The organism is Streptomyces sp. NPDC014991, assembly GCF_043080665.1.
In the GTDB taxonomy this organism is placed as follows: domain Bacteria; phylum Actinomycetota; class Actinomycetes; order Streptomycetales; family Streptomycetaceae; genus Streptomyces.
The window spans coordinates 1-21,319 of record NZ_JBIBVY010000028.1 but is presented as its reverse complement, the minus strand read 5'-3'; the positions used below and the strand labels follow the sequence as shown (position 1 = coordinate 21,319).

Annotated in this window: 26 protein-coding genes and 2 pseudogenes; 15 read left to right on the top strand and 13 right to left on the bottom strand. The window is 69.8% G+C overall.

The window, feature by feature from the left end:
• Positions 1–4 precede the first annotated feature (4 nt).
• Positions 5–1,339 carry a right-handed parallel beta-helix repeat-containing protein gene (locus ACF1BE_RS31215; protein WP_392202364.1) on the bottom strand — a complete coding sequence of 445 codons (1,335 nt, stop codon included), beginning with the start codon at positions 1,337–1,339 and terminating at the stop codon, positions 5–7.
• A gap of 87 nt (positions 1,340–1,426) precedes the next feature.
• On the opposite strand from ACF1BE_RS31215, the gene ACF1BE_RS31210 reads away from it, so the two are divergent.
• Positions 1,427–2,584 carry a Dyp-type peroxidase gene (locus ACF1BE_RS31210; RefSeq protein ID WP_392202363.1) on the top strand — a complete coding sequence of 386 codons (1,158 nt, stop codon included), beginning with the start codon at positions 1,427–1,429 and terminating at the stop codon, positions 2,582–2,584.
• A 35-nt stretch (positions 2,585–2,619) separates the two neighbouring features.
• On the opposite strand, the pseudogene ACF1BE_RS31205 reads toward ACF1BE_RS31210, so the two are convergent.
• Positions 2,620–2,721: pseudogene (locus ACF1BE_RS31205) on the bottom strand (VOC family protein); the annotation flags it as partial.
• A gap of 261 nt (positions 2,722–2,982) precedes the next feature.
• Here ACF1BE_RS31205 and ACF1BE_RS31200 point away from each other — a divergent pair.
• Complete coding sequence (locus ACF1BE_RS31200) at positions 2,983–3,291, top strand: hypothetical protein (protein WP_392202362.1); 309 nt, start codon at positions 2,983–2,985, stop codon at positions 3,289–3,291.
• 605 nt (positions 3,292–3,896) lie between these two features.
• Here ACF1BE_RS31200 and ACF1BE_RS31195 read toward each other — a convergent pair.
• A complete protein-coding gene (locus ACF1BE_RS31195) occupies positions 3,897–4,295 on the bottom strand; it encodes a hypothetical protein (RefSeq protein ID WP_392202361.1) in 399 nt (132 codons plus the stop codon).
• Complete coding sequence (locus tag ACF1BE_RS31190) at positions 4,295–4,570, bottom strand: hypothetical protein (RefSeq protein WP_392202360.1); 276 nt, start codon at positions 4,568–4,570, stop codon at positions 4,295–4,297. Before ACF1BE_RS31190 ends, ACF1BE_RS31195 begins: the two co-directional genes overlap by 1 nt.
• A gap of 279 nt (positions 4,571–4,849) precedes the next feature.
• Here ACF1BE_RS31190 and ACF1BE_RS31185 point away from each other — a divergent pair, with 279 nt between their 5' ends.
• From ACF1BE_RS31185 to ACF1BE_RS31170, 4 genes are all read left to right on the top strand, one after another.
• A complete protein-coding gene (locus ACF1BE_RS31185) occupies positions 4,850–5,230 on the top strand; it encodes a DUF6354 family protein (protein ID WP_392202359.1) in 381 nt (126 codons plus the stop codon).
• Positions 5,227–5,631: a hypothetical protein gene (locus tag ACF1BE_RS31180; protein ID WP_392202358.1), complete on the top strand. Its 405-nt coding sequence runs from the start codon at positions 5,227–5,229 to the stop codon at positions 5,629–5,631. Before ACF1BE_RS31185 ends, ACF1BE_RS31180 begins: the two co-directional genes overlap by 4 nt.
• Positions 5,628–6,620, top strand: coding sequence for a hypothetical protein (locus ACF1BE_RS31175; RefSeq protein ID WP_392202357.1), 993 nt, complete (start codon positions 5,628–5,630; stop codon positions 6,618–6,620). Before ACF1BE_RS31180 ends, ACF1BE_RS31175 begins: the two co-directional genes overlap by 4 nt.
• Before the next feature lie 100 nt (positions 6,621–6,720).
• Complete coding sequence (locus ACF1BE_RS31170) at positions 6,721–7,344, top strand: hypothetical protein (RefSeq protein ID WP_392202356.1); 624 nt, start codon at positions 6,721–6,723, stop codon at positions 7,342–7,344.
• A gap of 44 nt (positions 7,345–7,388) precedes the next feature.
• Here the strand turns inward: ACF1BE_RS31170 and ACF1BE_RS31165 are convergent, their stop codons facing one another.
• Positions 7,389–7,868, bottom strand: coding sequence for an HIT family protein (locus ACF1BE_RS31165; RefSeq protein ID WP_392202355.1), 480 nt, complete (start codon positions 7,866–7,868; stop codon positions 7,389–7,391).
• Between the two features lie 62 nt (positions 7,869–7,930).
• Positions 7,931–8,206 carry a hypothetical protein gene (locus ACF1BE_RS31160; protein ID WP_392202354.1) on the bottom strand — a complete coding sequence of 92 codons (276 nt, stop codon included), beginning with the start codon at positions 8,204–8,206 and terminating at the stop codon, positions 7,931–7,933.
• Positions 8,207–8,656: 450 nt separating this feature from the next.
• Between ACF1BE_RS31160 and ACF1BE_RS31155 the strand changes: the two genes are divergently transcribed.
• Positions 8,657–8,815: a hypothetical protein gene (locus ACF1BE_RS31155; protein ID WP_392202353.1), complete on the top strand. Its 159-nt coding sequence runs from the start codon at positions 8,657–8,659 to the stop codon at positions 8,813–8,815.
• A 37-nt stretch (positions 8,816–8,852) separates the two neighbouring features.
• Entirely contained in the window at positions 8,853–8,987 is a 135-nt protein-coding gene (locus ACF1BE_RS31150; RefSeq protein ID WP_392202352.1) for a hypothetical protein, read from the top strand.
• Positions 8,988–9,021: 34 nt separating this feature from the next.
• Here ACF1BE_RS31150 and ACF1BE_RS31145 read toward each other — a convergent pair whose 3' ends face one another.
• Both ACF1BE_RS31145 and ACF1BE_RS31140 read right to left on the bottom strand, forming a co-directional pair.
• Positions 9,022–10,248: a pentapeptide repeat-containing protein gene (locus ACF1BE_RS31145; RefSeq protein WP_392202351.1), complete on the bottom strand. Its 1,227-nt coding sequence runs from the start codon at positions 10,246–10,248 to the stop codon at positions 9,022–9,024.
• 301 nt (positions 10,249–10,549) lie between these two features.
• Positions 10,550–11,161, bottom strand: a complete 612-nt coding sequence (locus tag ACF1BE_RS31140; RefSeq protein WP_392202410.1) for a class I SAM-dependent methyltransferase — start codon at positions 11,159–11,161, stop codon at positions 10,550–10,552.
• Between the two features lie 276 nt (positions 11,162–11,437).
• Here ACF1BE_RS31140 and ACF1BE_RS31135 point away from each other — a divergent pair, with 276 nt between their 5' ends.
• Both ACF1BE_RS31135 and ACF1BE_RS31130 read left to right on the top strand, forming a co-directional pair.
• Positions 11,438–11,695 carry a hypothetical protein gene (locus ACF1BE_RS31135; protein WP_392202350.1) on the top strand — a complete coding sequence of 86 codons (258 nt, stop codon included), beginning with the start codon at positions 11,438–11,440 and terminating at the stop codon, positions 11,693–11,695.
• A gap of 37 nt (positions 11,696–11,732) precedes the next feature.
• Positions 11,733–12,113 carry a hypothetical protein gene (locus ACF1BE_RS31130; protein WP_392202349.1) on the top strand — a complete coding sequence of 127 codons (381 nt, stop codon included), beginning with the start codon at positions 11,733–11,735 and terminating at the stop codon, positions 12,111–12,113.
• A 282-nt stretch (positions 12,114–12,395) separates the two neighbouring features.
• Here the strand turns inward: ACF1BE_RS31130 and ACF1BE_RS31125 are convergent, their stop codons facing one another.
• Positions 12,396–13,145: a transposase family protein gene (locus ACF1BE_RS31125; protein WP_392202348.1), complete on the bottom strand. Its 750-nt coding sequence runs from the start codon at positions 13,143–13,145 to the stop codon at positions 12,396–12,398.
• Between the two features lie 354 nt (positions 13,146–13,499).
• Between ACF1BE_RS31125 and ACF1BE_RS31120 the strand changes: the two genes are divergently transcribed.
• Entirely contained in the window at positions 13,500–13,958 is a 459-nt protein-coding gene (locus ACF1BE_RS31120) for a hypothetical protein (RefSeq protein WP_392202347.1), read from the top strand.
• 12 nt (positions 13,959–13,970) lie between these two features.
• On the top strand, positions 13,971–14,210 hold the full coding sequence (locus tag ACF1BE_RS31115; RefSeq protein WP_392202346.1) for a hypothetical protein: 240 nt from the start codon (positions 13,971–13,973) through the stop codon (positions 14,208–14,210).
• A 288-nt stretch (positions 14,211–14,498) separates the two neighbouring features.
• On the opposite strand, the gene ACF1BE_RS31110 is transcribed toward ACF1BE_RS31115, so the two are convergent.
• A complete protein-coding gene (locus ACF1BE_RS31110) occupies positions 14,499–14,771 on the bottom strand; it encodes a hypothetical protein (RefSeq protein ID WP_392202345.1) in 273 nt (90 codons plus the stop codon).
• Positions 14,772–15,037: 266 nt separating this feature from the next.
• Positions 15,038–15,382, bottom strand: a complete 345-nt coding sequence (locus tag ACF1BE_RS31105) for a hypothetical protein (RefSeq protein ID WP_392202344.1) — start codon at positions 15,380–15,382, stop codon at positions 15,038–15,040.
• A 737-nt stretch (positions 15,383–16,119) separates the two neighbouring features.
• On the opposite strand from ACF1BE_RS31105, the gene ACF1BE_RS31100 reads away from it, so the two are divergent.
• The 3 genes and pseudogenes from ACF1BE_RS31100 (at position 16,120) to ACF1BE_RS31090 (ending at position 20,084) form a co-directional block, all read left to right on the top strand.
• Positions 16,120–17,073: a NucA/NucB deoxyribonuclease domain-containing protein gene (locus ACF1BE_RS31100; RefSeq protein WP_392202343.1), complete on the top strand. Its 954-nt coding sequence runs from the start codon at positions 16,120–16,122 to the stop codon at positions 17,071–17,073.
• A gap of 102 nt (positions 17,074–17,175) precedes the next feature.
• On the top strand, positions 17,176–18,168 hold the full coding sequence (locus ACF1BE_RS31095; RefSeq protein ID WP_392202342.1) for a DUF6924 domain-containing protein: 993 nt from the start codon (positions 17,176–17,178) through the stop codon (positions 18,166–18,168).
• Between the two features lie 1,099 nt (positions 18,169–19,267).
• Positions 19,268–20,084: pseudogene (locus ACF1BE_RS31090) on the top strand (IS5 family transposase).
• Between the two features lie 201 nt (positions 20,085–20,285).
• Here the strand turns inward: ACF1BE_RS31090 and ACF1BE_RS31085 are convergent.
• Positions 20,286–20,750 (bottom strand): hypothetical protein, encoded by a 465-nt coding sequence (locus ACF1BE_RS31085; protein ID WP_392202409.1) that lies wholly within the window; start codon positions 20,748–20,750, stop codon positions 20,286–20,288.
• Positions 20,751–20,758: 8 nt separating this feature from the next.
• A complete protein-coding gene (locus ACF1BE_RS31080) occupies positions 20,759–21,184 on the bottom strand; it encodes an IS5 family transposase (protein WP_392202341.1) in 426 nt (141 codons plus the stop codon).
• Positions 21,185–21,319: the final 135 nt, after the last annotated feature.

Below are 21,319 nucleotides of genomic sequence, written 5' to 3'. Positions count from 1 at the left end.
CTGTTCAGGACGTCTGCACCCGTGCGTTCGCGGAGAGCAGGGACGCCGGCGGCAGCCGGACGCCCTCCGTCTTCGGCAGGGCCGGGACGGCCGGGACGACGGTGGCGCCCGCGGTGGCGGCGTCGGGGAACTGCGGCTGCGGAGCAGGCGCCGCGACCTCGGTGAACGGGATGCCGCCGGGTGCCTTCGGCGCCGTCCACGTGCCGGCCGGCGAGGACGACGCGGCCGGACGCGGGCAGGCCGCCCTCTTCGCGAGCCGGGCGGGCACGGTGGTGCGCAGATCGTTGCCCCGCAGGCAGTTGCCCCGTCCCCGCGTGGCGGTGGGGAACGTCCAGCCGACGTCGACGCCGTTGCCGGTGAACGTGTTGTCCACGATCTGGTTGCCGACCGGAGGCAGGTCGGCGGTCGCGGTGATCAGCAGTCCGGCGCTGTGGTTGCCGACGATACGGTTGCGGACGAACCGGTTGCCGCTGCCGCCGTCGATGCCGACGCCGATGCCCCACCCGCCGTCGGCCTGCTCCGGGGTGGCCGTCTGCTGGTTGGCGGCGATCAGGTTGCCCGCGATGACGGAGCCCTGCTGCGGGAGCAGTTTCTCCTGGTGGTCGGAGTTGGTGGTGAGTCCGACCCGGTTGCCGACCAGGCGGTTGCCGACCACGTACATGTCCTCGCTGGCGTTGGTGCCCTCGTAACCGACCGCGTTGAGTTCGGCGACGTTGTCCCGCACCACGATGTTGCACGGCTTGCACTGGCCGACGTAGATTCCCGAGTCGGCGCCGCCCGACGCGTACGAGTGCTCGATGACACCGTTCTGGGCGGAGAACGCGTAGATGCCGTACAGGCCGTTGCGGGTCGCGGTCACGTGGGAGACCAGGAACGACTTCAGGAAGGTGACGGGCTCGTCGCCGGTGTCGTAGCCGCCGTTCGCCCCCGGCATGCCGGCGGCCGCCTTCGCCGAACCGGTGACCAGGATCCCGTTCTGCGTGTTGTTCTCCACGGTCAGGTTCTCCACGGCCACCCCCGGCGCCGAGACGACGACACCGTTCGGCTGCTGCAACCGCCCGTCGATGACGACCTTGTCCCGGGACACACCGCGAAGCGTGACGCGCGCCGTGCCGATCCTCACCGACTCGTGGTACACGCCCGGCGCGACCAGGACCAGGTCACCGGGCCGGGCCAGGGACACCGCGTCCGAGATCGTCGGGGCATCGGCAGGTACCCGGATCGTCACGTGCGCACCGGCCGGACGCCGGCCCTTGCCCGATCCGCCGTCGCCGCAGCCTGCCACCAGTGTCAGCGCGCCCACTACCGCCGCCAACACGCGAAGAGCTAATCGAGGCATGATCCCAGTCTGGCATGGCACCCAATTCCACGCCAGAAAGGCCAGGTTGAGCGGCACACGCGATTCCGGTGTGGCACTCTGCACCCCATGCGCCGAGCCGACCGCCACCCGTCACGCCGTACGTTCCTGGAGGTCACCGGCGCCATGATGGCCGCCGGCCTGACCGCCGGGTGCACACCGGACTCCGCCCGGCCGGGCCGGCACGCCCCTGCCCCGGGGACCACGCCGATGCCGGTGCCGGCGACGGGCCGCCGTCAGGCGGGCATCACGCTGCCCCAGTCCGCCCAGGCCAACCTGCTCGCCGTCGTGGCCGACCTCGATGCCACCGTGGCTCCCGGCCGGCTGCTGGCCGAACTCGGCCAGGCCATCCGCACCCTCACGGCGGGGACCGACAGACGGCTGCTGGGCCTGCCGCCGGGCGACCTCACCGTGACCGTCGGCGTGGGCCCCCGGCTGGTGCGCCGGGCCGGTGCCTCGCTGCCCGGCGCGGCCGACCTCCCGCGGTTCTCCCGCGAGCGGATCGCCCCGCGAGCACGCGGTGGTGACCTGCTGATACAGATCTGCGCCAGCGACGCGCTGCTCCTACCGGTCGTCGCCGCCGCGCTTCTGGACCAGGCCGGTGACCGCGTCCGCGAACGCTGGCGCCAGTCCGCCCACCGCGGTGCGAACGTGTCCGTCGGCAACGGCCTCACCGCGCCGCGCAACCCGCTCGGTTTCATCGACGGCATCGTGGGCCCGCACACGACCGCCGAACAACGACGCGACCTGTGGCTGGCGGGGCCCCCCGCGGTCGCCGGCGGCACCCTTGCCGTACTGCGGCGCATGGAACTCGACCTGCCGCGGTTCGCCGCCCTGTCCGTGGCCGAACAGGAGGCGGTGTTCGGACGGCGCCGGGCCAGCGGCGTCCCCCTCTCCGGCGGAGCCGCCGCCCTGGGCCCGGACCTCGGAGCCAAGACCCCGGACGGGCGCTATCTCGTCCCCGCGGACGCCCACGTGCGCAGAGCGCACGCCACCGCGGTCGGGGTCGGGCTCATGCTCCGCCGCTCCTACAGCACCGACGAGCCCGCCCCCGGCCTGCTCTTCATCAGCTTCCAGAACGACCTGCGCACCTTCACCGCCACCCTCACCCACATGGAGACCTCCGACGCGCTGCTGCCCTTCACCACCACGACCGCCAGCGCGACGTTCCTGATCCTGCCCGGCTTCGACCGGCAACACCCGCTCGGTTACCAGCTGTTCGGCTGACCACGCAGACCACCACGCTCCGTCCGGGTCCGGAGTCAGAGGGGTTTCAGGCGGCTGCGCAGGAGGCAGAACTCGTTGCCCTCCGGGTCGGCCAGGACGTGCCAGCTCTCGGTGCCGGTCTGGCCGACGTCGGCGGGAGATGATCTTCATGTCGGTTCTGTGGCATGGGCCGTGCCTTGGGTGTCCAGCGGGGTGGCACCGTGGTCCGGCTGTCGGCCGCGTGGCGCGGGGGTCGGTCGCATCCGTGGTCCGGTGGCTGTGTCCCGCGGGGCGGAACGACGGGTGCGATCGCAAGGCCAGGGCGTGGGACGTTCTCCTCTGGCGAGCCTGTCCGGCGTGCGGCGGGGTGAGGGTGGGGCGGAACTCGGCCGCCCCGCGATAGAGATCGGACCCTCTTGATGGACCTGCTGGAGAAGTGTCGTGCCTATGCCCGGGCTGATGAGGCACGCGATGTTGGGCTCTATCCGTTCTACCCGGCCTTTCAGGGCCCGTCCGAGGGCGGTCAGGCGGTGCTGGACGGCGCCGAGGTCTGCATGCTCGGCAGCAACAACTATCGTGCGCTGAGCGAGAATGCGCAGGTGATCGGTGCCGCGCAGGACGCGATCGCCCTGTACGGGACGTCCGCGACCGGATCCCGAATCTCGAGGCGGACCTCGCCGACTTCTTCGGCTACGAGGCGGCCCTCATCTTCAGCACGGGCTACATGACCAACCTGGGCGTCGTGTCCGCCCTGGCCGGGCGCGGCGACCAGGTGTTCCTGGATGAGAAGGCGCATGCCTCGCTGATCGACGGCGCCCGGCTGGCGGCAGCCTCCGGCGCGGTGGTGCGCGGGTTCGCGCACAACGATCCCGATGATCTGGCCCGTCAGCTGGCGGCGGCGCCGACGGCCTCTTCCTTGGTCGCCACGGACGGGGTGTTCGCGATGGAGGGCAACCTGGCTCCGGTGGCCGAACTCGTGGCGGGGTGCGAGGAGTTGGGGACGGGACCGGGGGACGGCTGGGAGGGCGGTGTCGACTGGGAGGGCTGGCTTGACCACCGGGAGATCCGGCGACGGCTCGACCAGGGCGCCGTTTCCATCTCACCGGCGATGCGGCGCAGAGCGAGCAGAGCAGTGGGCAGGAGGACGTTGACGTTCTTCCCACGGGCTCTACCGGCGGCGGCGGTCAAGCCACCAGGCGAGCCGGTGAGCGGACTCCACGCGGTCACGGGGGACACCGGGTACACGAAGCCCCAGCCGCCCCTGGACAGTCAGGAGCGGGTGCAGCCGGAGCAACGCGACGATCGTGTCGATCTGCCGCCGGGCGGCTGGCGGTTACTGGTCGGGGTGGACGGCTTGGATGCCGGTGCCGGCGTAGGCCTTGGGGGTGAGGGTGAGCAGGTACCGGCCGGTGGGGTGGGTGGGGGAGGGGCGGGCGGCGTGGATGGCGTGGACGGCGGCCCAGGAGTGTCCGAACCGCAGCAGTTCGGTGGCGGTGACAGCGGCGTCGGTGTCGAGCGCCTCGATCCGGATGAACCGCAGTCCCTTGATGTAGCCGAGCAGGCCGGGCCGTTCGGCGTCGCCGGCCGTCAGCGACAGCACCGGCGCGTAGAGGTCGCCGAGTCCGCCGGAGGCCTGGACGTAGAAAGCGGCGACCGCCTCGTTAAAGGTGTCCTTCGGGTCGTACAGCGCGCCCGCGGTCGTGTGGTCCAGGACGACCGCGATCCCCGCCACTACGCAGCCGCCCGCGAGCTGTGCGCGGCGCCGCCCAGACGCTCCAGCAGGGCCTTGGCCTTCGCCTCGGCCTCCGGGCTCGGCGCGCTGCCGAGGGCGGAGGCGAGCTCGGCACGGGCCAGCTCGGCCCGCTCCGCGTACTCCCCCTGCGTCGGGGTGCCCTGCGCGAGGTCCTCCACCAGGCTGCGAATGGTGGTGCCGTGCTCGGCCGCCAGCTGGGCGAGCCGGTCCCGCGCGGCCGTGCTCACCTTGATGCTCGTCTCGTCTGCTGCCATACCCCGACTCTACCGCGTTCCTCTACCGCAGGTAGAGGAAGCGCACCCAGACGGCAGCGTGGTTCGCCGGTATGCCCAGAGACGCCTCATGCCCCGGGGGCGAGGGCACACCTTCCGCACGTGGTCGGTGCGCCAAATGTGCGCCCTATGAGCGCTTCATTGCCATGTGCCCGCCATGGCGCTGGAGCCGTCGAGCTGCGGAGATTGGTTGATTCCCGACACTCTCCGGCGCATGCGCAAGGACTTGGCCAGGACGGACCGGGAGCACAGGGGGAGAAGATGACGGGGAAGATCCCGCCGAGCACGGGGCGCACGGTGGAGGAGGGGCAGCTGTACCGCGATCTGGACCGGTACATGGCCGACCGGGATCGGCGGCTGCGCGTGGGCCCCGTCGGCCCCGACGGCCGCGCCGCGTACGTGGTCGAGCACGACCTGCACCTGGACGGCCGACCCGTCGGACGCATCACCCCCATCCACGTCGGCAACCTCGGCAATCCCCGCAAGTTCGAACTGCTGGAGGAGTCCGACGCCGTGGCCGCCGACCCGCGCTACACCCGGCTGCTCACCGCGATGGCCGCCGTGCACGGCGCCGCCGCCACCCCGCGTGACTACGCCCGCGCCGCCTACGACGCCCTCGGACTGCGGGAGGGCCTCGCGTGAACCACCGTGAGGCGGCCGGGGGACCTCCCAGCCCCGAGGGGCACGCGGGCCGCGAGCCGCTCGCCACGGCCCGCGGCCTCATGGAGGCCGAGGCCGCCCGGGGCGGCATCACCGCCGCACAACTGGTCGGCCAACTCGCCGCCACCAGCCGTCGCCGCCCTACGGTCGACATCGCCCCGCGCGGCACCTCGCTGCGCCGGGCTCTCCCGCAGGCGGACACCGCCCTCCCCGGAGGCACGCCCGTGTTCGGCAGCGCCGGCCGCGAGAACACCAGTCCCGCCGCCCGGGTCCGGAACCTGCTCACCGCGGCGGGCATCGACTTCGAGGAGACCGTGCGCACCGACGGGTCCGGCACGGAGATCACCGAGTTCACCGGCAGCTGGCCGGAGGATGACGCATGAGCGCCACCCCGCAGCGACTCGAGCTGCGCTTCCCTCCGGTCGAGAACGGCCTGGACTACCTGGTCGACGTCACCAACCGACTCACGACACCCCCGGGCGTGGACCCCACCCCACGGGACCTGAAGTACGCGGTGCGCAGCTTGCAGGACGTCACCGAGACCCTGCTCAAGGCCCGACTCCGGCAGGAGCACTGGGCGCTGGTGTTCGCCAAGCCCGACGGCGCCAGTCGCGCCCAGTATGACCAGGGCGACTTCGTCACCTGCACCCTGACCGAGACCATGGGTCGCCTTCAAAAGATCGCCGGGCTGGCGCTGCCGGCCAAAGGCGTCGCAGCGGTCAAGAGGCTGGCACGCGACCGCAACGCGCTGGCCCACTGGGGCCTGACCTCGAACGCCGCCGCGATCGAGGCCCGCGCGGCCGCCGTGCTCGACTTCCTGCTGGTCTTCCTCGACACTCACCTGCTGCCGGGCCTGAGCGCGGCCGAGACCGCCGAGGCGGAGACCACCATGAACCTGGTGCGTTCCCAGCTGCGCGGGATCACCGCCTACGTGGACAAGCGCACCGACGACATCCGCTCCGTCCTGGCCCCGCTCACCGCCGTCACCGTGGAATGCCCGGAGTGTGCCCAGCCCGCCCTCGTCGCCGGCGGCGGGCAACCGGCCTGCCGCTTCTGCCTGGTCGCCTGGCAGGACCCGGCCGCGGCGGCGCGCGACTACGCCTGGATCGTGCGCGGCCAGACTCCTGACGACCGGGTCGAGGGACTCCGCCCGGTCCAGCTCTGCCCGTCCTGCGAGGAAGAGGCCCTGATGCTCGAGGCCGCCACCGTCGCGGCACAGCCGGACACCGTCCGGCTGTGCCTGGGATGCGGGACCGACCACACCGACACCAAGCTGGATTCCTGCGAGGGCGGGTGCGGCTGGCTCCTGCCCACCGACTTCCCGGGATCGTTGTGCGACAACTGCACGACAGCCGCATGGGAAAGGTTCTGATGGCCCAGACCGACCGCCAGCCCACCGCCAACCGTCGGGAGCCGGACGGGCCGCAGCTCGTCCGCGTCCGCGGGGTGTGTCGGGTGCGGGGTGGGAGCGGGTGGCGTGGGCGGCGGAGGTGTTGCGCGGGGAGTTGGAGCGTCCGGGTGGGTATCACCGGGGGCGGGCCCGCGGGATCGTTGAGCGGCTGACGGGCACCGTGCTGGGCGGGGTGCGGGAGCGGGCGCTGGATGTGTGGGGGTCGGTCTACGGGCTGGCGTCGGGCATCTTGCACGGCCGGGCGGCCGGTCCCGGTGACGCTGTCCTCCTCTACACCGAACTCCTGGGGGCGGCGCGCGAGTTGCTGGTGCCGCTGCCGGAGCGCGCGGCCCGTGCCCTTGAGCTCGCCGCGCTTGAGGGCCCGGGTGCGGCCGGGGCCGCCGAGCTGGCCCGCTGGTGGGACCTGCGAGCCGTCGACTTCTTCTTCCGTTCCGGGCCGGCGCCGGTGTGGCTGGGTGTGCTGCAGGAGTACGCGCCGCACCTGCTGCTCCCGGACCGGGTTGCCGGCGGGCGGTGGCCGGCCGCTCCGTTCCTCGACCATATCGCCGGCGTCGACCCGGGCGCGGTCCGGGCGTGGTCGACGGCACCGCTCACCATCGTCGCGCTTCTCGCGACCCCCGAAGCCGCCCGCCCTTCCATCCCCACCGCCAGCCCCGACATAGTTCCGCTGCGAAGGACTCAGTGACCGTCGTCCACTGACCGTCACTGATCACCGAGCCCGCCACGCCGTCAGCCCCTCGAACGCAACCGATCCAGTTCGCTCCCGATCCCGTCCCGCAGCACGTCATGCTGCGGACCCAGCCTGAAGCCCTCGTCACTCCACCGGTCGCCCGGATACAGCCACACAGGCTTGCCCATCAGATCGGCCGGCTCCCACTCGAACCGCGGCCAGACATGGGCATGCAAGAACGGGTCGGTGTTCCCCAGAATCTCCAGGTTGACCCGGCGGAAGTCGGGGTCCAGGCGCCGGCAGACGCGCTCAACGGCTTCTCCGAGCCGGTCCATGTCGGACAGAAACGACAGCCGCCTCGCCCTCGGCAGATCAGACAGCCGCTGAACACCTGGCTCGTCCACGAGGAGAACCGAGTAACCCGGCAAGAACTGAACGTCGCCGATCACCGCGAACCCCGACTCAAGCCGCCGCAGCACGGTCGGGTTCTCACCTCGCAGAGCAGCCCCAATCCGATCCATCCGCCAGTCACCAGTCATGGCCCCAACTTAGCCACCGATGATCAAGGCCCGCTCTTCGCTCCCCAACCTCCCCACATAAATCAAGAACCAACCAAGTGAGGCGAGGAGCGACCCTGGCCGTTTTCACGAATCGCCATCAACGGCCGGGCGCGGAATCGGTGCGGGCCGGCGAGGGCTTCACGACTGCGGATCCGGCAGTGTTCCCGGCTTGACCGCTTCACATCCGTGCACCCCGCGTCCTGGAGGGTCTGTTTCTGTCTCTCCCCGCTGGGCTTGTCGTAGGCGACAGCCGAAGCGTGCGCCACGCCGTCGGCATCGGTCCAGGTCAGTCCATAGTTGCGCATGGTGATTGTCATACGGGCATCATCGCGCCCGGCACTGACAATCCGGCTGGGCCACTCTGATCACCCGTGCCCAGGTCCGTGAACGGTTCAGCGGGACTTTCCAGCCCGGTGCCGCCCCCTGCCCGCGCTGTGACGGCGCCCGGCCGAGTGCCCCGCCAGCCCACGACCGACCTGGACAGGTAGGCCCCCAGACGCGCCGCGTCGCTCAAGGCGCCCCACCCGCGGTGGTCACGCCGCCCAGCGAGATCCCCCACGGCCCTCAGCAGGACACGGGCCAGCAGATCCGCGACACCCTGCCGCCCGCCCCGCCCCCGGCACCGTCGAGCCCGCCCCGCGCCCGGTAGGCGAGGAGATGCCACCGGAACTGCTGGCGTGGCGACCCACCACTGCCGCCGCATCAACGCCTACCTCGCCCGCGCCCAGCACCTACCAGACCCTGCACGGCGACAACAACATGAAGCAGTGGCAGCGCCTGGCCTGTGCGCCCTGACCGACGCCCTCGCCCACAACCACCTCCTGGTCGGCACCCTCACCGCCTACCTCCAGCGCCACCTCGACGCCGACCTCCACCATCACCCGCTCCCCGCTGACCATCAACGCGGCCGCCCGCATCCACCATGACGGCGACACCGAGCAGGCGTGCCGTCGCACGGCCGCCGTGCTGGACGGGCTCCCGGACGCCTACTGCACCGGGCTCTCCCAGCGCCGCGCCCTGAACCTGTACCGTTCGCTCCCCGCGCACCACCACCGCGAGGGTGCCGTACGCGAGCTGCGGGACGTCCTAGCAGCCTGAATGCAAGGCCCCGTCCCAGCCCCGTCCGGAGAGCTCACCCCCGGGAATGGCGCAGGTCCGCGCCCTCCAGGTCCGCGCCGTGCAGGTTCGCGCCGTGCAGGTCCGCGGCGTACAAGTTCGCGTCACTCAGGTCCGCGCCGCTCAGGTCCGCGCCCGCCAAGGTCGCGCTCTCCAGGGCCGCGCTATGCAGGTTCGCGCCGCTCAGGTCCGCGCCGTTCAGGAGCGCGTCCAACAGGTTCACGAGCTCCAGGTCCGCGCCCTCCAGGTCCGCGCCGTCCAGGTGCGCGCCCTCAAGGTCCGCGCCCTCCAGGTCCACGCCGATCAGGTTCGCGCCGATCAGGTTCGCGCCGTGCAGGTTCGGGCCGCTCAGGTGCGTGGGATCGCTGAACAGGTCCTCGCTGAGGTCCTCGCTGCTCAGGTGCGCGTCGAGCAGGTGCGCGTCGAGCAGGTTCGCGCCGCTCAGGTCCGCGCTGCTCAGGTACGCGCCGCTCAGGTCTGCGTCCCTCAGGTCCGCGCCGTTCAGGTGCGCGTAGCGCAGGTCCGCGCCGTTCAGGTTCGCGCCCTTCAGGTTCGCGCCGTCCAGACGCGCGTAGCGCAGGTGCGCACGGTGCAGGTCCGCACGGCGCAGGTCCGCACGGCGCAAGTCCGCACGGCGCAAGTCCGCGCCTTTCAGGTGCGCGCCTTCCAGGTGCGCGCCGTTCATGTGCGCAAAGGTCAGGTGTGCATCGGCCAGGTTCGCTCCGTGCAGATCCGCGTGTGTGTTCCTGTCTTTGGTTAATGGGGCGACGAGGATGGCCAGGGCGGCGGCCACGTCGTTGACCGGGTGTTGCGGACCGTTGGTGCCCTTCTTCGGCAGGGGGGCGTGGCTGCGGACGTAGGCGGAGATGACCTGGACGACGGTGGGAGCGTCGCGGGGAGAGTCCTGGGCTATGCGCTGCAACGCGTACAGGCCGCCGATCCGCACCTCCTCTGCCTCATCGCCGAGGTTGGCGACGGCCGCAGTGTAGCGATCGGTGACCTGGCCGTCGCGGGTCAAGTGCTGCTCGCCACTGGCCTGGCGCACCGTCACCAGGGCGGTACCGGCCGCTACCAGCGTGGAGATGCTCACCAGCAGCGAAACCGACCGTTCTAATCGGGTCCACCACCGACCATGCTCGGCCGTGCCCGTCGCGGGCTCTGGCTGCCGGTTTCGGTGCGACCGGCCGGCAATGCGGTGCAGTTGCGCTGTACGCGCCTGATCCCTGGAACCCTGTGTGGTCATGTCCGCACTTCAGCAACTCCGAACGCATGCGCGGGTGCAATCAGTTGCACCGTGATAAACCCGATATGTCCAAGGCGGCCGGTCAGGGGCCGTTTGTCGTCACGGCGGCGGTGCCTCGTCGGCGCGGCCGCCGGCGCCGAGGGCCCGCCGCGGTGCGGGAGGGGTCTTTGTGTGGGCTCCGAGGACTCCGCGGGCGCGCAGCTCGGCAACGTCCGGGGGTGGATGCCGGGCAGATTGTCGATCGGCGTACGCGGAGGCGGGGCGGGCGAGCAGGTTCGCGGGCAGGAGCAGGGCTTGCGCGTCAGTGTCGAAGCGCGGTCACCAGGAGCGTGTCGGCGGCGCGCGGCCCGTCCCCAGCAGGCAGGGTCTCGGTGGTGATCTGGGTGAATCCGGCCTCGTCGAGGAGCTTGGTCCACACCTGTTCCTGGAGGACCCAGCGCCGCATGGTGGCCGCCTCACCGTCCGAGGTCTTCGCCCCGATCTCGGTGTGCTGCACGTCGGGGTGAGCGGGGTCGCCGCCGAGGTGGTGGCCGAGGGTGGAGAACACCAGCCGTCTGCCGGGGCGCAGCGCGGCGGCCGCCGCGGGCAGCAGTGCGCGGGGATCGGTGAAGTCGACGGCGCCGAAGACGCTGTAGAGCACGTCGTAGGCGCCTGCCGTGGCGTACAGATGCCGGGATACGTCGCGGTGGACCAGGCGCAGCCGGGGTGTGAGGTGACCGTACAGGTCTTGAGCCATGCTGTGCTGGGCGGGTGAGGCGTCGACGGCGATGATGCGGGCGGGCTGGTGATGGACGGCCAGGTGAGCGGGGTGCCGGGCCGAGCCGGCGCCCAGGTCGCCGACACAGAGCCCGGTGATGTCGCCGAGGACTTCGGCCCCGGGCCCGCTGTCCTGGCCCCAGTTCCAGCGGACCATCGCCGCCGCCGACGCCGCCCGCGTCCGCGCCCTGCTGGCGCGGCTCACGGCCGACGCCGGCGCTGGGTGCGCTCCGGCGTAATGTTCCCTGCGTGCCGGGCCCGGCGCCCGCGAGTGCGCCGTGCCCGGCGCCGGGTTCGCAGACGGATCGCAAGCGCGGGCCGCTCGCGTACAGCAACTGTCAACCCGGAAGGCCCGAGCCGTGAATACGGCAGCCAGCACCACGACCGTCAGGACGAAGACGGGCGGGACCGCCCCCTGACGCGCGCCGCCGTCATGGAGGCATCCCGCACGGAACCCAACTACGCCGCCTACGCCCCCAATGACGTCTGGGTCGTCGCCGACATCGGCGGCCGTCTCATCCCGGTGATCCCGTTGGTGCGCGCTGCCCTTGGCGCCGAACCGCACAACACCAATGAGGCCGAAGTCAGGATCAGGGAACTCGGGTTCCAGATCTTCATCAAGCGCCTGTACACCCCGGGCGGGCAACCGGTCCGGCTCACGCGGACGCAGCTCAAGGACGCTCGCCCGTAGTCAATCGCAGGCCGGCCTGCGGGACCTCGATGCGGTGGTGAAGCGCGCCATGGGCAAAAGTGCGCTCACCCTGGGCGTGGCGTTGGCCGATGCGGACAGCGGCCGGCCCACGCTCGTGCACTCGCTCGAGATGGGCAAGGCGGAGGTGAACAACCAGATTCTTGCGACCCGCTTACGGGTGGCACTGCACCACCTCATGGACGGCGGCCCGGCCCCCGCGGACGGCGACTGGCCGCGCATGCTGCGGATGGTGCCGGACCTGCGCGACCGCGAGAGCCCCGCAGACCCTGACTTTCTTCTTCCAGGCGGTCACCACAGGCAGGGCCCGGCTGCTTCGTCGCAAGGCGTCGTCACGGCCCCACACGAGGCAGCCCGCCGTAGCCCGGGGCGCTCTCGGTACGACCATGACACCGGCTGAACTCGATCAGGGGGATTGGAATGAGAACGATGGGAACACAGACTCCATGACGAACTCCGATGATGAAGCGCAGACGTCCCACGCACCGGGATCCCAGCCGAGCGTCCACCCGGGTTCCGACGAACCGCAGACGATCACGGCGCCGACACCGCCCGTCGCGTGGAGCAGTGGCGCTCCGGACCAAGCCGACCTGGCCGATGAAGAGGACGAGTCGGAACGGCCCCGCACTCGCGAAAGGTCGGAGACTACGCCCCACAGCGACTGAGCCTGCATTGAGCCCTTTCAGCGTTGCCGCTCAAGGGTGAGCACGGCCGCGGCGATTGACGACATTCGATTCGGGCTGCACCGGGCCCTGCGGAAGACCCGCCACGACTTCAGTCGTGCGACGCCACGCTCCACCGGCGCCCGTGCCGCCGACAGCGCGCGGTTGACGGTTTGCTGGGTTGGTGTGAGCTCCCGGCCCGGTGGGCGTTTGAGCGGTGTCGTCACCCACGGGCCGGCTCCTATGTAGGCGCGGTCGACGAGGACTGGAATGCCCTGGCGTTCGCAAATCCGGATGATCCGGTGGGTGCGGGCCGCGGTCAGGTCGTGCGCGCGTCCGGGCAGTGCGGGTGAGATCCACAGCAGACGTCCGGCCGGATCGGTCACCAGCTGCACGTTCACACCGTGTCGGCGGTGCTTGTGGGAATAGTCGGCCCGGCCGTCACCGACCCGATCGCACTCCGCGAGAGTGCCGTCGAGCAGGACGTAGTCGGGATCGGTCTCGCGCAGCACCTTGAGCAGGCCCGGTGCGCGTTCCGCGAGCAGGCTGATCACCGCAGTGGTGTAGGCGTGGGCGGTGCCCACCGAGATACCGAAGCCGACGGCGATCTGGGTGAGGGTGTCGTGCCTGCGCAGGTACACCAGGCCGACCAGCGCACGCTGGTGCGGCGGGAGCTTGCATCGGCGGTCACCCTCGCGGGTGACGATGAGCATGGTGACCCACTCGACCAGGGCGTGGGGCAGGTCGAGTGCGGCAGGATGGGGAACCAACGCGGCTCCTGTGCCTGTGGGTTGAGACTTCGAACACCTCCCCCAACGGCACGGGAGCCTCGTGCGTTGCGCACACCGCCAGCATCACCCGATCAGTGGCCGTGCTGAAAAGGCTCATTGACGAGCCCTTGACCGGCCACGAGGAAGGCGGCGGTCATCCGTCGCGCAGGTGGTTTTGTTCACGAATTCTGTTCTGGCAGCAGATGTGCACCGCTCCGGGAGGCGCCCCGTCCGGGCCGTGGTTGATGTTCAGGAGAACGGGAGGCACCTCGTGTACCCATCCACCGGACGGCCAGGGCGAGGAACAGCCGAGGGTGCGTTGAGCTGTCAGGCCCGCCGGGCAGACTGTCGCTCATGACAGAAGCCGGGCTCGATGCGGCCGCCCGCTCCCTGCGGGCCTGGCTCAATCGACAGCAGTTCAGTGACCTGTCTACCCCCGAGGTGACCGCCTTTTTCACCGACTCGGTGGCCGCCTGGGCGATCGGCCAGGGATATGAAGTCCAGCGGGAGGTAGGGCTGCCCACCGCCACTCGGCAGAACCGGACTGGGCGCCTCGACCTGCAACTGCGGCACCGTTCGGGTAAGGGGCGGCTGATCAGCATCGAGGTGGATCGGGGTACGAAGGAGTGGTCCCTCGAAAAGCTCGTCCGGGCTGCCGAGCTTGGCCACCTGGCGCTGTGGCTTCGGTGGAGCCGCACCCCCGTCACTCTGCCGATCCCGCCCACAGTCCGGCTCATCCGGGCTCAGGTGCTTAGGCGTACCACACTCACGCGGGCGAAGGTCTACTCGCTCCGGCCGGACAATTGCGGGTAGCAGGCTGGACACATGGCCAGTCGCGTTGAGAAGTACCTCGCACGTCTTGATCGAATTTCCGGGAGGAAGGAGCCCCGCTTCTTCCCTGTCGAGTCGACCAAGCAGGGGCTGCGGGGCGTGACGGAGATCGTTTACGACAGCCTGCCGGACGGCAGGGCCCCGGAGTGTTCCCAGAACATCTGGTTTGATCACGTGATGCCGTGGTTTGAGACGGTCGGCAGGGAGTCAAACAAGTTCGTCCTGCTCGGCTGAGTCGCGGCCCGTCTGCGGTATGGCTTCCCAGTGCTCGCCCGGCCACGGTAACGAATTCCGTGCTGCTGGCGACCCGGGCACGGAGAGCTGCTGAGCGAGCTGGGGGATCGAGTTCGGCGGCGCTGCCAGCTGTGTCTGGACTGTCGTTCACGATGGGCGCATGCAGCCGGAATTCGTCACCTATGCTGCGGAGAACTTCAGCTCCTCGCTCCGCGACGTCGTCTGGGCCTACCAGCCGAACCCGGATGTACGCTTCATGCAGCGCGCCCTGCGCGCAGCGAATCCCGCTTACCAGTGGCGCAGTTCCGTGAACGGCTGTGCGAACCATCCGTCGTCCAGGACGCGGTAGGCCGGGTCAGCCTGGGACAGGAACTTCTCATACGCCGCACGGCGTATCTCCCGATGGTCGATCTCTCGCCGCTCGGCCCGTTCCTCACGGGCCAGGGCACTCTGGTGCCGTAGCTGCCGGCCGGTCACCCATGCCGAAGCGACGCCTGCCAACCCCGCAGCGCTCAGCGTGGACAGGGACGTGATCAGGGCAACCGCGACTGTGTCGTTCACGGCGCTCATATTTCCTTGTCAGCAGACTCTTCGGCAGGGTCCCGGACACGGCGCAGAGTATTGCGGGAACGTCCGTTTGGTCATGTGATGCCGTGAAGCTTGAGGATGGTGGCGGGAGTGGTGTGGGCGCGTCTGGGGCTGACGGTGTTGGCCCAGCCGACGGCCCGTAGCGTGCCACGGACGATGTCGCCCAGGACGGCTATGACGGCGGGGGTGTTGCGGGTGCGGATCGTGCGGGCGTCCTCGCCGAAGGCGACGTCGCGAATTCAATGGACGGAGTTCTCAATGGTCCAGTGGTCACGGGCCCAGGCGGCGATCTCGGCGGGGGTGGCCTGTTCGGCGGACAGGTCGGTCACCGCCGAGATCGCCGCGATGTCCGCGACCAATGGGAACAGCAACTCCTTCAAGGCGGCCACGCCAAGCAGATCGGCGACGGAACCATCACCGACGAGCGCGGCTCCATCGGCAACGTCTTCTACGTCATCGACCACATCGAGAAGATCGGCAGCCCGGAGGTCGTCAGCAAGACGAAGGCTGGGACCACGCATTCGCACCGCACCAGCCCACTGGTAGCGGAGGGCCGTACCACCGTGGTCCGGCCGCCGCTGCATACTGCCTCTCCCTCCACCACCTCTCGCGCCCAGTGGTGGCACCGTCAGAGTGGCGATGTCCCGTCCACGCCTGCCGCCGACAGCGCCTCCCTTCCCGCAGGCCCCAGAGCCGGAGGAGCCGGCGCAGGTGCTCCACCTGATGGCGGCGCTGTAGGAGTCGGTACAGAAGCGCCAAGGCCTCCCGCACCGGGGACGCGGGCCCGGCACGAGTGCACGAGCTGCTGCAGACGCAGAAGAAGACGGCCGCGAAGAAGCAGCCGGCCAAGAAGGCCGCGGCGAAGAAGTCACCGGGTCGCTGGCCGCGCAGCGCGTAGCTGTACCCCGGGTCGGCCTGCGGCGCGGCCCGTCCGCTGGACAAGAAAAGGAACGAGACCCGGAGCGTCATGGCGGTGACCACCGCGCTGGGCACGGCCACTGACCGCCTCACCTGGTATTGCAAGGCGCCGGCCTTGTGACCGGGGCCTGCGGGTGGGTCGGCGGTAACCCCCGCAGGAGGAATTGCAAAGCTTTTGATGGTGACGGCGTGTCCGCCTGTGGCGAGTCGCGTTCAAGTCAACAGCCTTTAATGGCTGGCAGGTTGAGGCGAGAAAGTCCTAGGGTGGCGATGCCTGCCGCCGCAGCGGTTTGCAACACGGTGCGGCCGTGAATAGCGGCAGGGAAGGGGGACCGTTTCCTTGAAGCAGACAACAAAGCGGCTGTTAGCAGGTGCATTCGCAGGCTGTGTACTGGCCGGGGGCATGGCGGGTGAGGCCGCGGCCGAGCCGACACCGGTGAAGCACACCCTGCGCGTAGCGCAGCTGGGCTCCGTCAAGACCGTCCAGGTCAACGCCTCCGGGGCGAGTTGCCGCATCGGTTACATCACCATCACCCGCACCAGTATGTGCCTCGACGTCGCCGCCCGCGTGGACCTGCTCCTCAACGGCAGGCCCGTCGGCTCCGCCAGCTTCGAGATCAAGCATTCCATGGGCCTGAAGTCGAGCAAGCTGAAGTGGGGCGAAAGCTTCACCGTCGGCAAGGCCACGCTCGTCAATGCCTCCGGCATCCAGGTCAACGTCTCCGTCGGTGCCGGCAGAGCCGTGAAGACCAGCGTCAAGTACCCCCAGGGATCCACCCTGGGACCCGTCCGCAAAGGCACCGTCAGCTACACAGCCACGGTGAAGAAGAAAAAGACGCTGACCACTCCGGCGTCCTACCGCTTCACCTTCACCAAGCCCGGCTACACCGGCGGAGACATCACCTACGCCTCCGCCAAGTTCCGCTGCGACGACACCTTCTGGGCACGCAACAACCGCACACGCGTGAAGAACCCGGGCTGCATCTTTCCCGGCTTCGCTCCCACCTTCACCCTCTCCCACACCGACTCCAAGGTGAAGGAGTCCGCCAGGCACATCGCCGACGCCCAGCGGGCCATCACGGGGCACCCCGGCGCCTCCACACCGCTGCACCGCATCACCGACAAGACCACCATCGACAAGCACCGCACCGCCATGTGCGGCAGGATTCACGCCCCCAGCGGCAAGGACTGCGACGAGTACCCGTTCGCAGCCACCAAGGAAGGCGGAAACCCCCGGCGCGGCAGCACACGCATCATCTCCGCCAGCGACAACCGCACCGCCGGCGCCCGGCTGGGCGGCTTCTACAAGAGCCAGCGCGTCCTCAACGGCGACGCCTACTATGTGCACATCAAATAGCACCGCCGCAGCTCATCGATGATCTGGGTGCTGCTCCCCACCGGCTGGGGAGCAGCACCCAGCGCCGTACACGGGGAAAGACGAGACGGAGTTGAAGACGGCGTGACCACCGAAACCAAGGACCTCTACGTCGAAGACCATGATCTTCTCATCGACCCCATGCTGCAAGGCGTCATGGAGTTCCCCGAACACTCCAGCATCACCAACAGCCTCATCGGCTTCCACAAGGACTTCGGCACCATCCTGACCGGCTTCGCACGCGGCTATGCCCGCGTCACCGTCGAAATCCGTGACGAACAGCCCGCGCTGGACATCGAGAGCTGGGACGACGTCCTGGACATCTCCGCCGACTTCATCCGGGGCCAGGCCTTCGTCGCCAGCTATGACAAGGCGTTCACCACCAACCTCGCATTCGACGGTCCCGGAACCTACCGGATTCGCACCCACGCACGCGGCCGCGCCGATGCCAAGGACGCCGCTCTGCCCCGCAAGCCCCGCCCCTCGAAGACCAGCCCGCCACTCGAGACGTACCTCGTTCAGGTGTGGAAGGCCCCGACCGCCCCCGAGCAGATCCACAAGAGCAGCAGCCACACCACCCTGCCCGCAGCCCACTACACCGGCCCCAACGCCTCGCCCTACCAGCCGGCCGTCGACGCCCCCAAAATCCACGCCGAGGGCGGCGGCATCGTCCTCCTCCGCACGTGCTTCACCGCCCCCCAGGCGTGGCACAACCTCTTGGACTTCATCGACCACGGTGGTGAGGACGGCGGCTGCATCGACGTCACCCCCATCGACAACTCCGCCTACGACAGCCTGACCGACGACCAACTGCGCACCCTGATCGACCGTGACGACAACGACTGGCCCCATCACAGTGTCCTTCTCGTCGCCGACCAGCAGGCCCTCGCCTCACCCGGTCTGCCCCTGCTCGCCGTCGACAACCCGCCCGGTGAACCCGCACCGTCCTTCCGTATCCCGCGGCAGTACCTGGAAAGCTTCGTGGTCAACATGGATCTGGGAAACACCGATTTCCGTGAGTGGTCCCGCGACGCCGACGACGACGGCATCTACCGAGAAGCCGCCGATGGCGCATAGGCGGGAAGCGACGCGATGACCGCCTGCCGCCACCCCGTACGCCCCTGATGGGCCGCTGCTCGGCGGGCAATGTGCGCTTGGGCCAAGGCACCGCGGAGTCGACCGCCTCGTCGAGGACCTCGTCCGCAGCGAACTCGCCGCCGGCGCTCGCCAGGCCCGTCGCGGCGGATTGTCGCACCGTCGGTAGCGGCACACCGTGCTCACCTGGCAGGCCGGCCGGCTCCGCGAAATCCTGGGCCTCCGCCGCGGCGCACCGCACGGCGTACCTCCGCCGTGCCTCCTCCCGCTCCTACGCCACGACGGCAGGCGACCGGGCAGCCGTCTTCGGCGCGAGCCAGGTCCAGCAGAGTGCCGGCAGTGAAGCTGACCTGGACGCACGGCAAGACGGCCACCTCAACGGCCTCCTTGCCGGGCGGGACGGCGGCGATCGGCTGATGCACAGCGCCCGCCGCGTCGGCGCAGACACCGATCAGCGTGATCAGGGCGGCGAGCAGCCGCGCGTGGCGGCATCGGCGGGCGGGCAGGGCCCACGGTCCGCTGTCGCGGTCACCCCCGCACTATGCCGCGCGAGAGCCACTCGCGGGGGCCTCATCCCTTTTCGATTCCCGATCCGGCCAGACGCGAGCCGGGGTCCACAGTACTCAGGTGCCGCCCCGGGTCAGGACGACGTCGCCCGCGCCCTGGCCCTCCGCGCCGCGCTGGACGCGGCGAGCGCTTGGTGGCGGGCCCGCCCTCGCGGCCGGGCTGCCGCCCGGCGCGCTCGACGACGCCGGTGCCTTCGTGGACATCGCGCTCCCGGACGAAGTGTGGTTGTCCCTTGGACGCGTAAGCGCGGGCCCAGCACCCCCGCGCCGGCGGGGAGGACCTGGGCGGCGCGCCGCTTCAAGACTCGGCGGGCGGAACACCGCCGCCTCGGCGGAGAGGACGCATCTTTGAGCTTCGAGCCCGCGGAGACCGAAACACTTCCGCGTCGGCGGGGAAGACGTGCATAGCTGGCGCGCGATGTGGTCGACCACTGGAGCACCCCCGCGTCAGCGAGGAGGACGCATTCTTGTCCTTTAGACCGTGTCCTACGTGGTGAGGCGGACGTTGTCCCGGTATGGGGCGGGGAACGTGGGGATGGATCGTGCCGGACGGCTTGTGGGAGATCGCCAAGCCGCTGATTCCGAAGCAACGGACGCGGCCGCAGGGCGGTGGAACGCAGAACACACCTGATGAGACGGTGTTCGCAGCCATCGTCTACGTGCTCGTCAGCGGGTGCGCCTGGCGGTCGCTGCCGCCCTGCTTCGGGATATCAAAGTCGACCGTCCACCGCCGGTTTCTGATCTGGTCCAGGGCCGGCGTCTGGGGGCGGCTGCACGAAGCCGTACTGCATCGTCTCGACGATGCCGGCCTCTTGGACGTCTCGCGCGTCATTCTCGACACCGCCCACGTCAGGGCTAAAAAGGGGGCGAACACACAGGTCCGAGTCCCGTGGACCGGGGCAAGCCGGGTTCCAAGATGCACATCCTGTCGGACGCGAACGGCCTGCCCGTCCTTGTCGGCGTCTCCGCCGGCAACGTCCACGACAGCGAAGGACTGAAGCCGATGGTGGAGGGTCACCAAACGAGACACGACCCCACCGAGGCCGCCACTTCAAGCCCCAGCGCCTCCATGCCGACAAAGCGTATGACCAGGCCGACCTGCGCAGATGGCTGCGAGGGAAGCGCATCGGCGTGCGGATCGCCCGCAAGGGAATCGAATCCAGCGAGCGATTGGGACGCCGGAGGTGGGTCGTCGAGCGGACGATGTCCTGGCTGTCCGGCTACCGCCGTCTCAGCCCTCGCTACGAGCGCGATCCCCGCAAGTACCTGGCCCTTCTCGGTCTCGCCGCCGCCCTGTGCTGCTACAAGCGCCTCGTCCGCCTCACCACGTAGGACACGGTCTTAGTGGGTTGAGGTGGCTCTCCGCGGGGTCATCGGCAGTGGCACTGAAGCGCGCATCCCCCGGCGAGGCCCCGAGGATATCCGTCCAAGGTCTCCCCGAGCATGCTGTTTCCCGGACCCGGAACGCAGTTAACGTGCTCGGGCCTCTTATCAGGTATCCCTGGGAAGGCGGGTCCGGGGCGGCGCCAAGGTCTAGGGTCTGTTGTGAAAGTGCTGGTCACAGCCACTCGTTGATGGCTGGGACCAGCACGGTCGCTTCGTAGCGGACGGCGAGTTTGTCGTACCGGGTGGCGACGGCCCGGTGACGCTTGAGCCGGTTGATCCCGCACTCGACCGCGTGCCGCTGCTTGTAGTCGTCCTTGTCGAACGCCGGTGGACGCCCCCCATACGATCCGCGCTTGAGGCGGTTGCGGACCCGATCCGCCGGAACCGGGATGGTGGCCTTGATCCCTCGTCTGCGCAGGTAGGAGCGATTGCCACGGGAGTCGCAGCCTTGTCGGCCCGGACCCGGTCCGGGCGCTTGCGCGGCCTGCCGAGCCCCAACCGGGGAACCCGGATGGCTTCCAGGACCACCTCGAACTGCGGGGAGTCGCCCCGCTGCCCGGCCGTGATCACGACGGACAAGGGCTTCTGCCCCTGCTCGACCGCGAGGTGGATCTTGCTGGTCAGTCCGCCGCGGGAGCGTCCGAGGCCGTGGTCGGCCGGCTCGACGAAGATCCCGCCGGGCGGTTCCTTCTGCAGGTCCCCCTTTTCACCGCTCCGGCGGCGTGCTGGTGGGCCCGGCAGACGGTGGAGTCGACGTTGACATCCCAGGTGATCAGACCCTCCGCGTCCGCCTCGGTCTGGAGCCGGGTGAGGATCCTCGCCCAGGTGCCGTCCCGCTGCCAGCGCCGGAACAGGTCATACACCCGGTCCCACGGCCCATAACGTTCGGGCACGTCCCGCCAGGGAGCACCGGTCCGCGTCCGCCACCGTATGCCGTCTATCAACTGCCGCCGCGTCCACACCTGCGGCCGACCCGGCTTGATGCCCGTCGGCAGCAGGGGCTCAAGCCGGGCCCACTGGCCGTTCGTCAGATCCCCACGTCCCACAGGACCGGATCATCAACGAACAAGATCCACTTTCGCAACAGACCCTAAAGGGTGTTGCACAAGGCCGTGATCAAGCAGCCGGAAGCGAGAGGCTGGGCTTGTCGGGTCATGCGGCGAGGGCGAGGTTGTGCATGT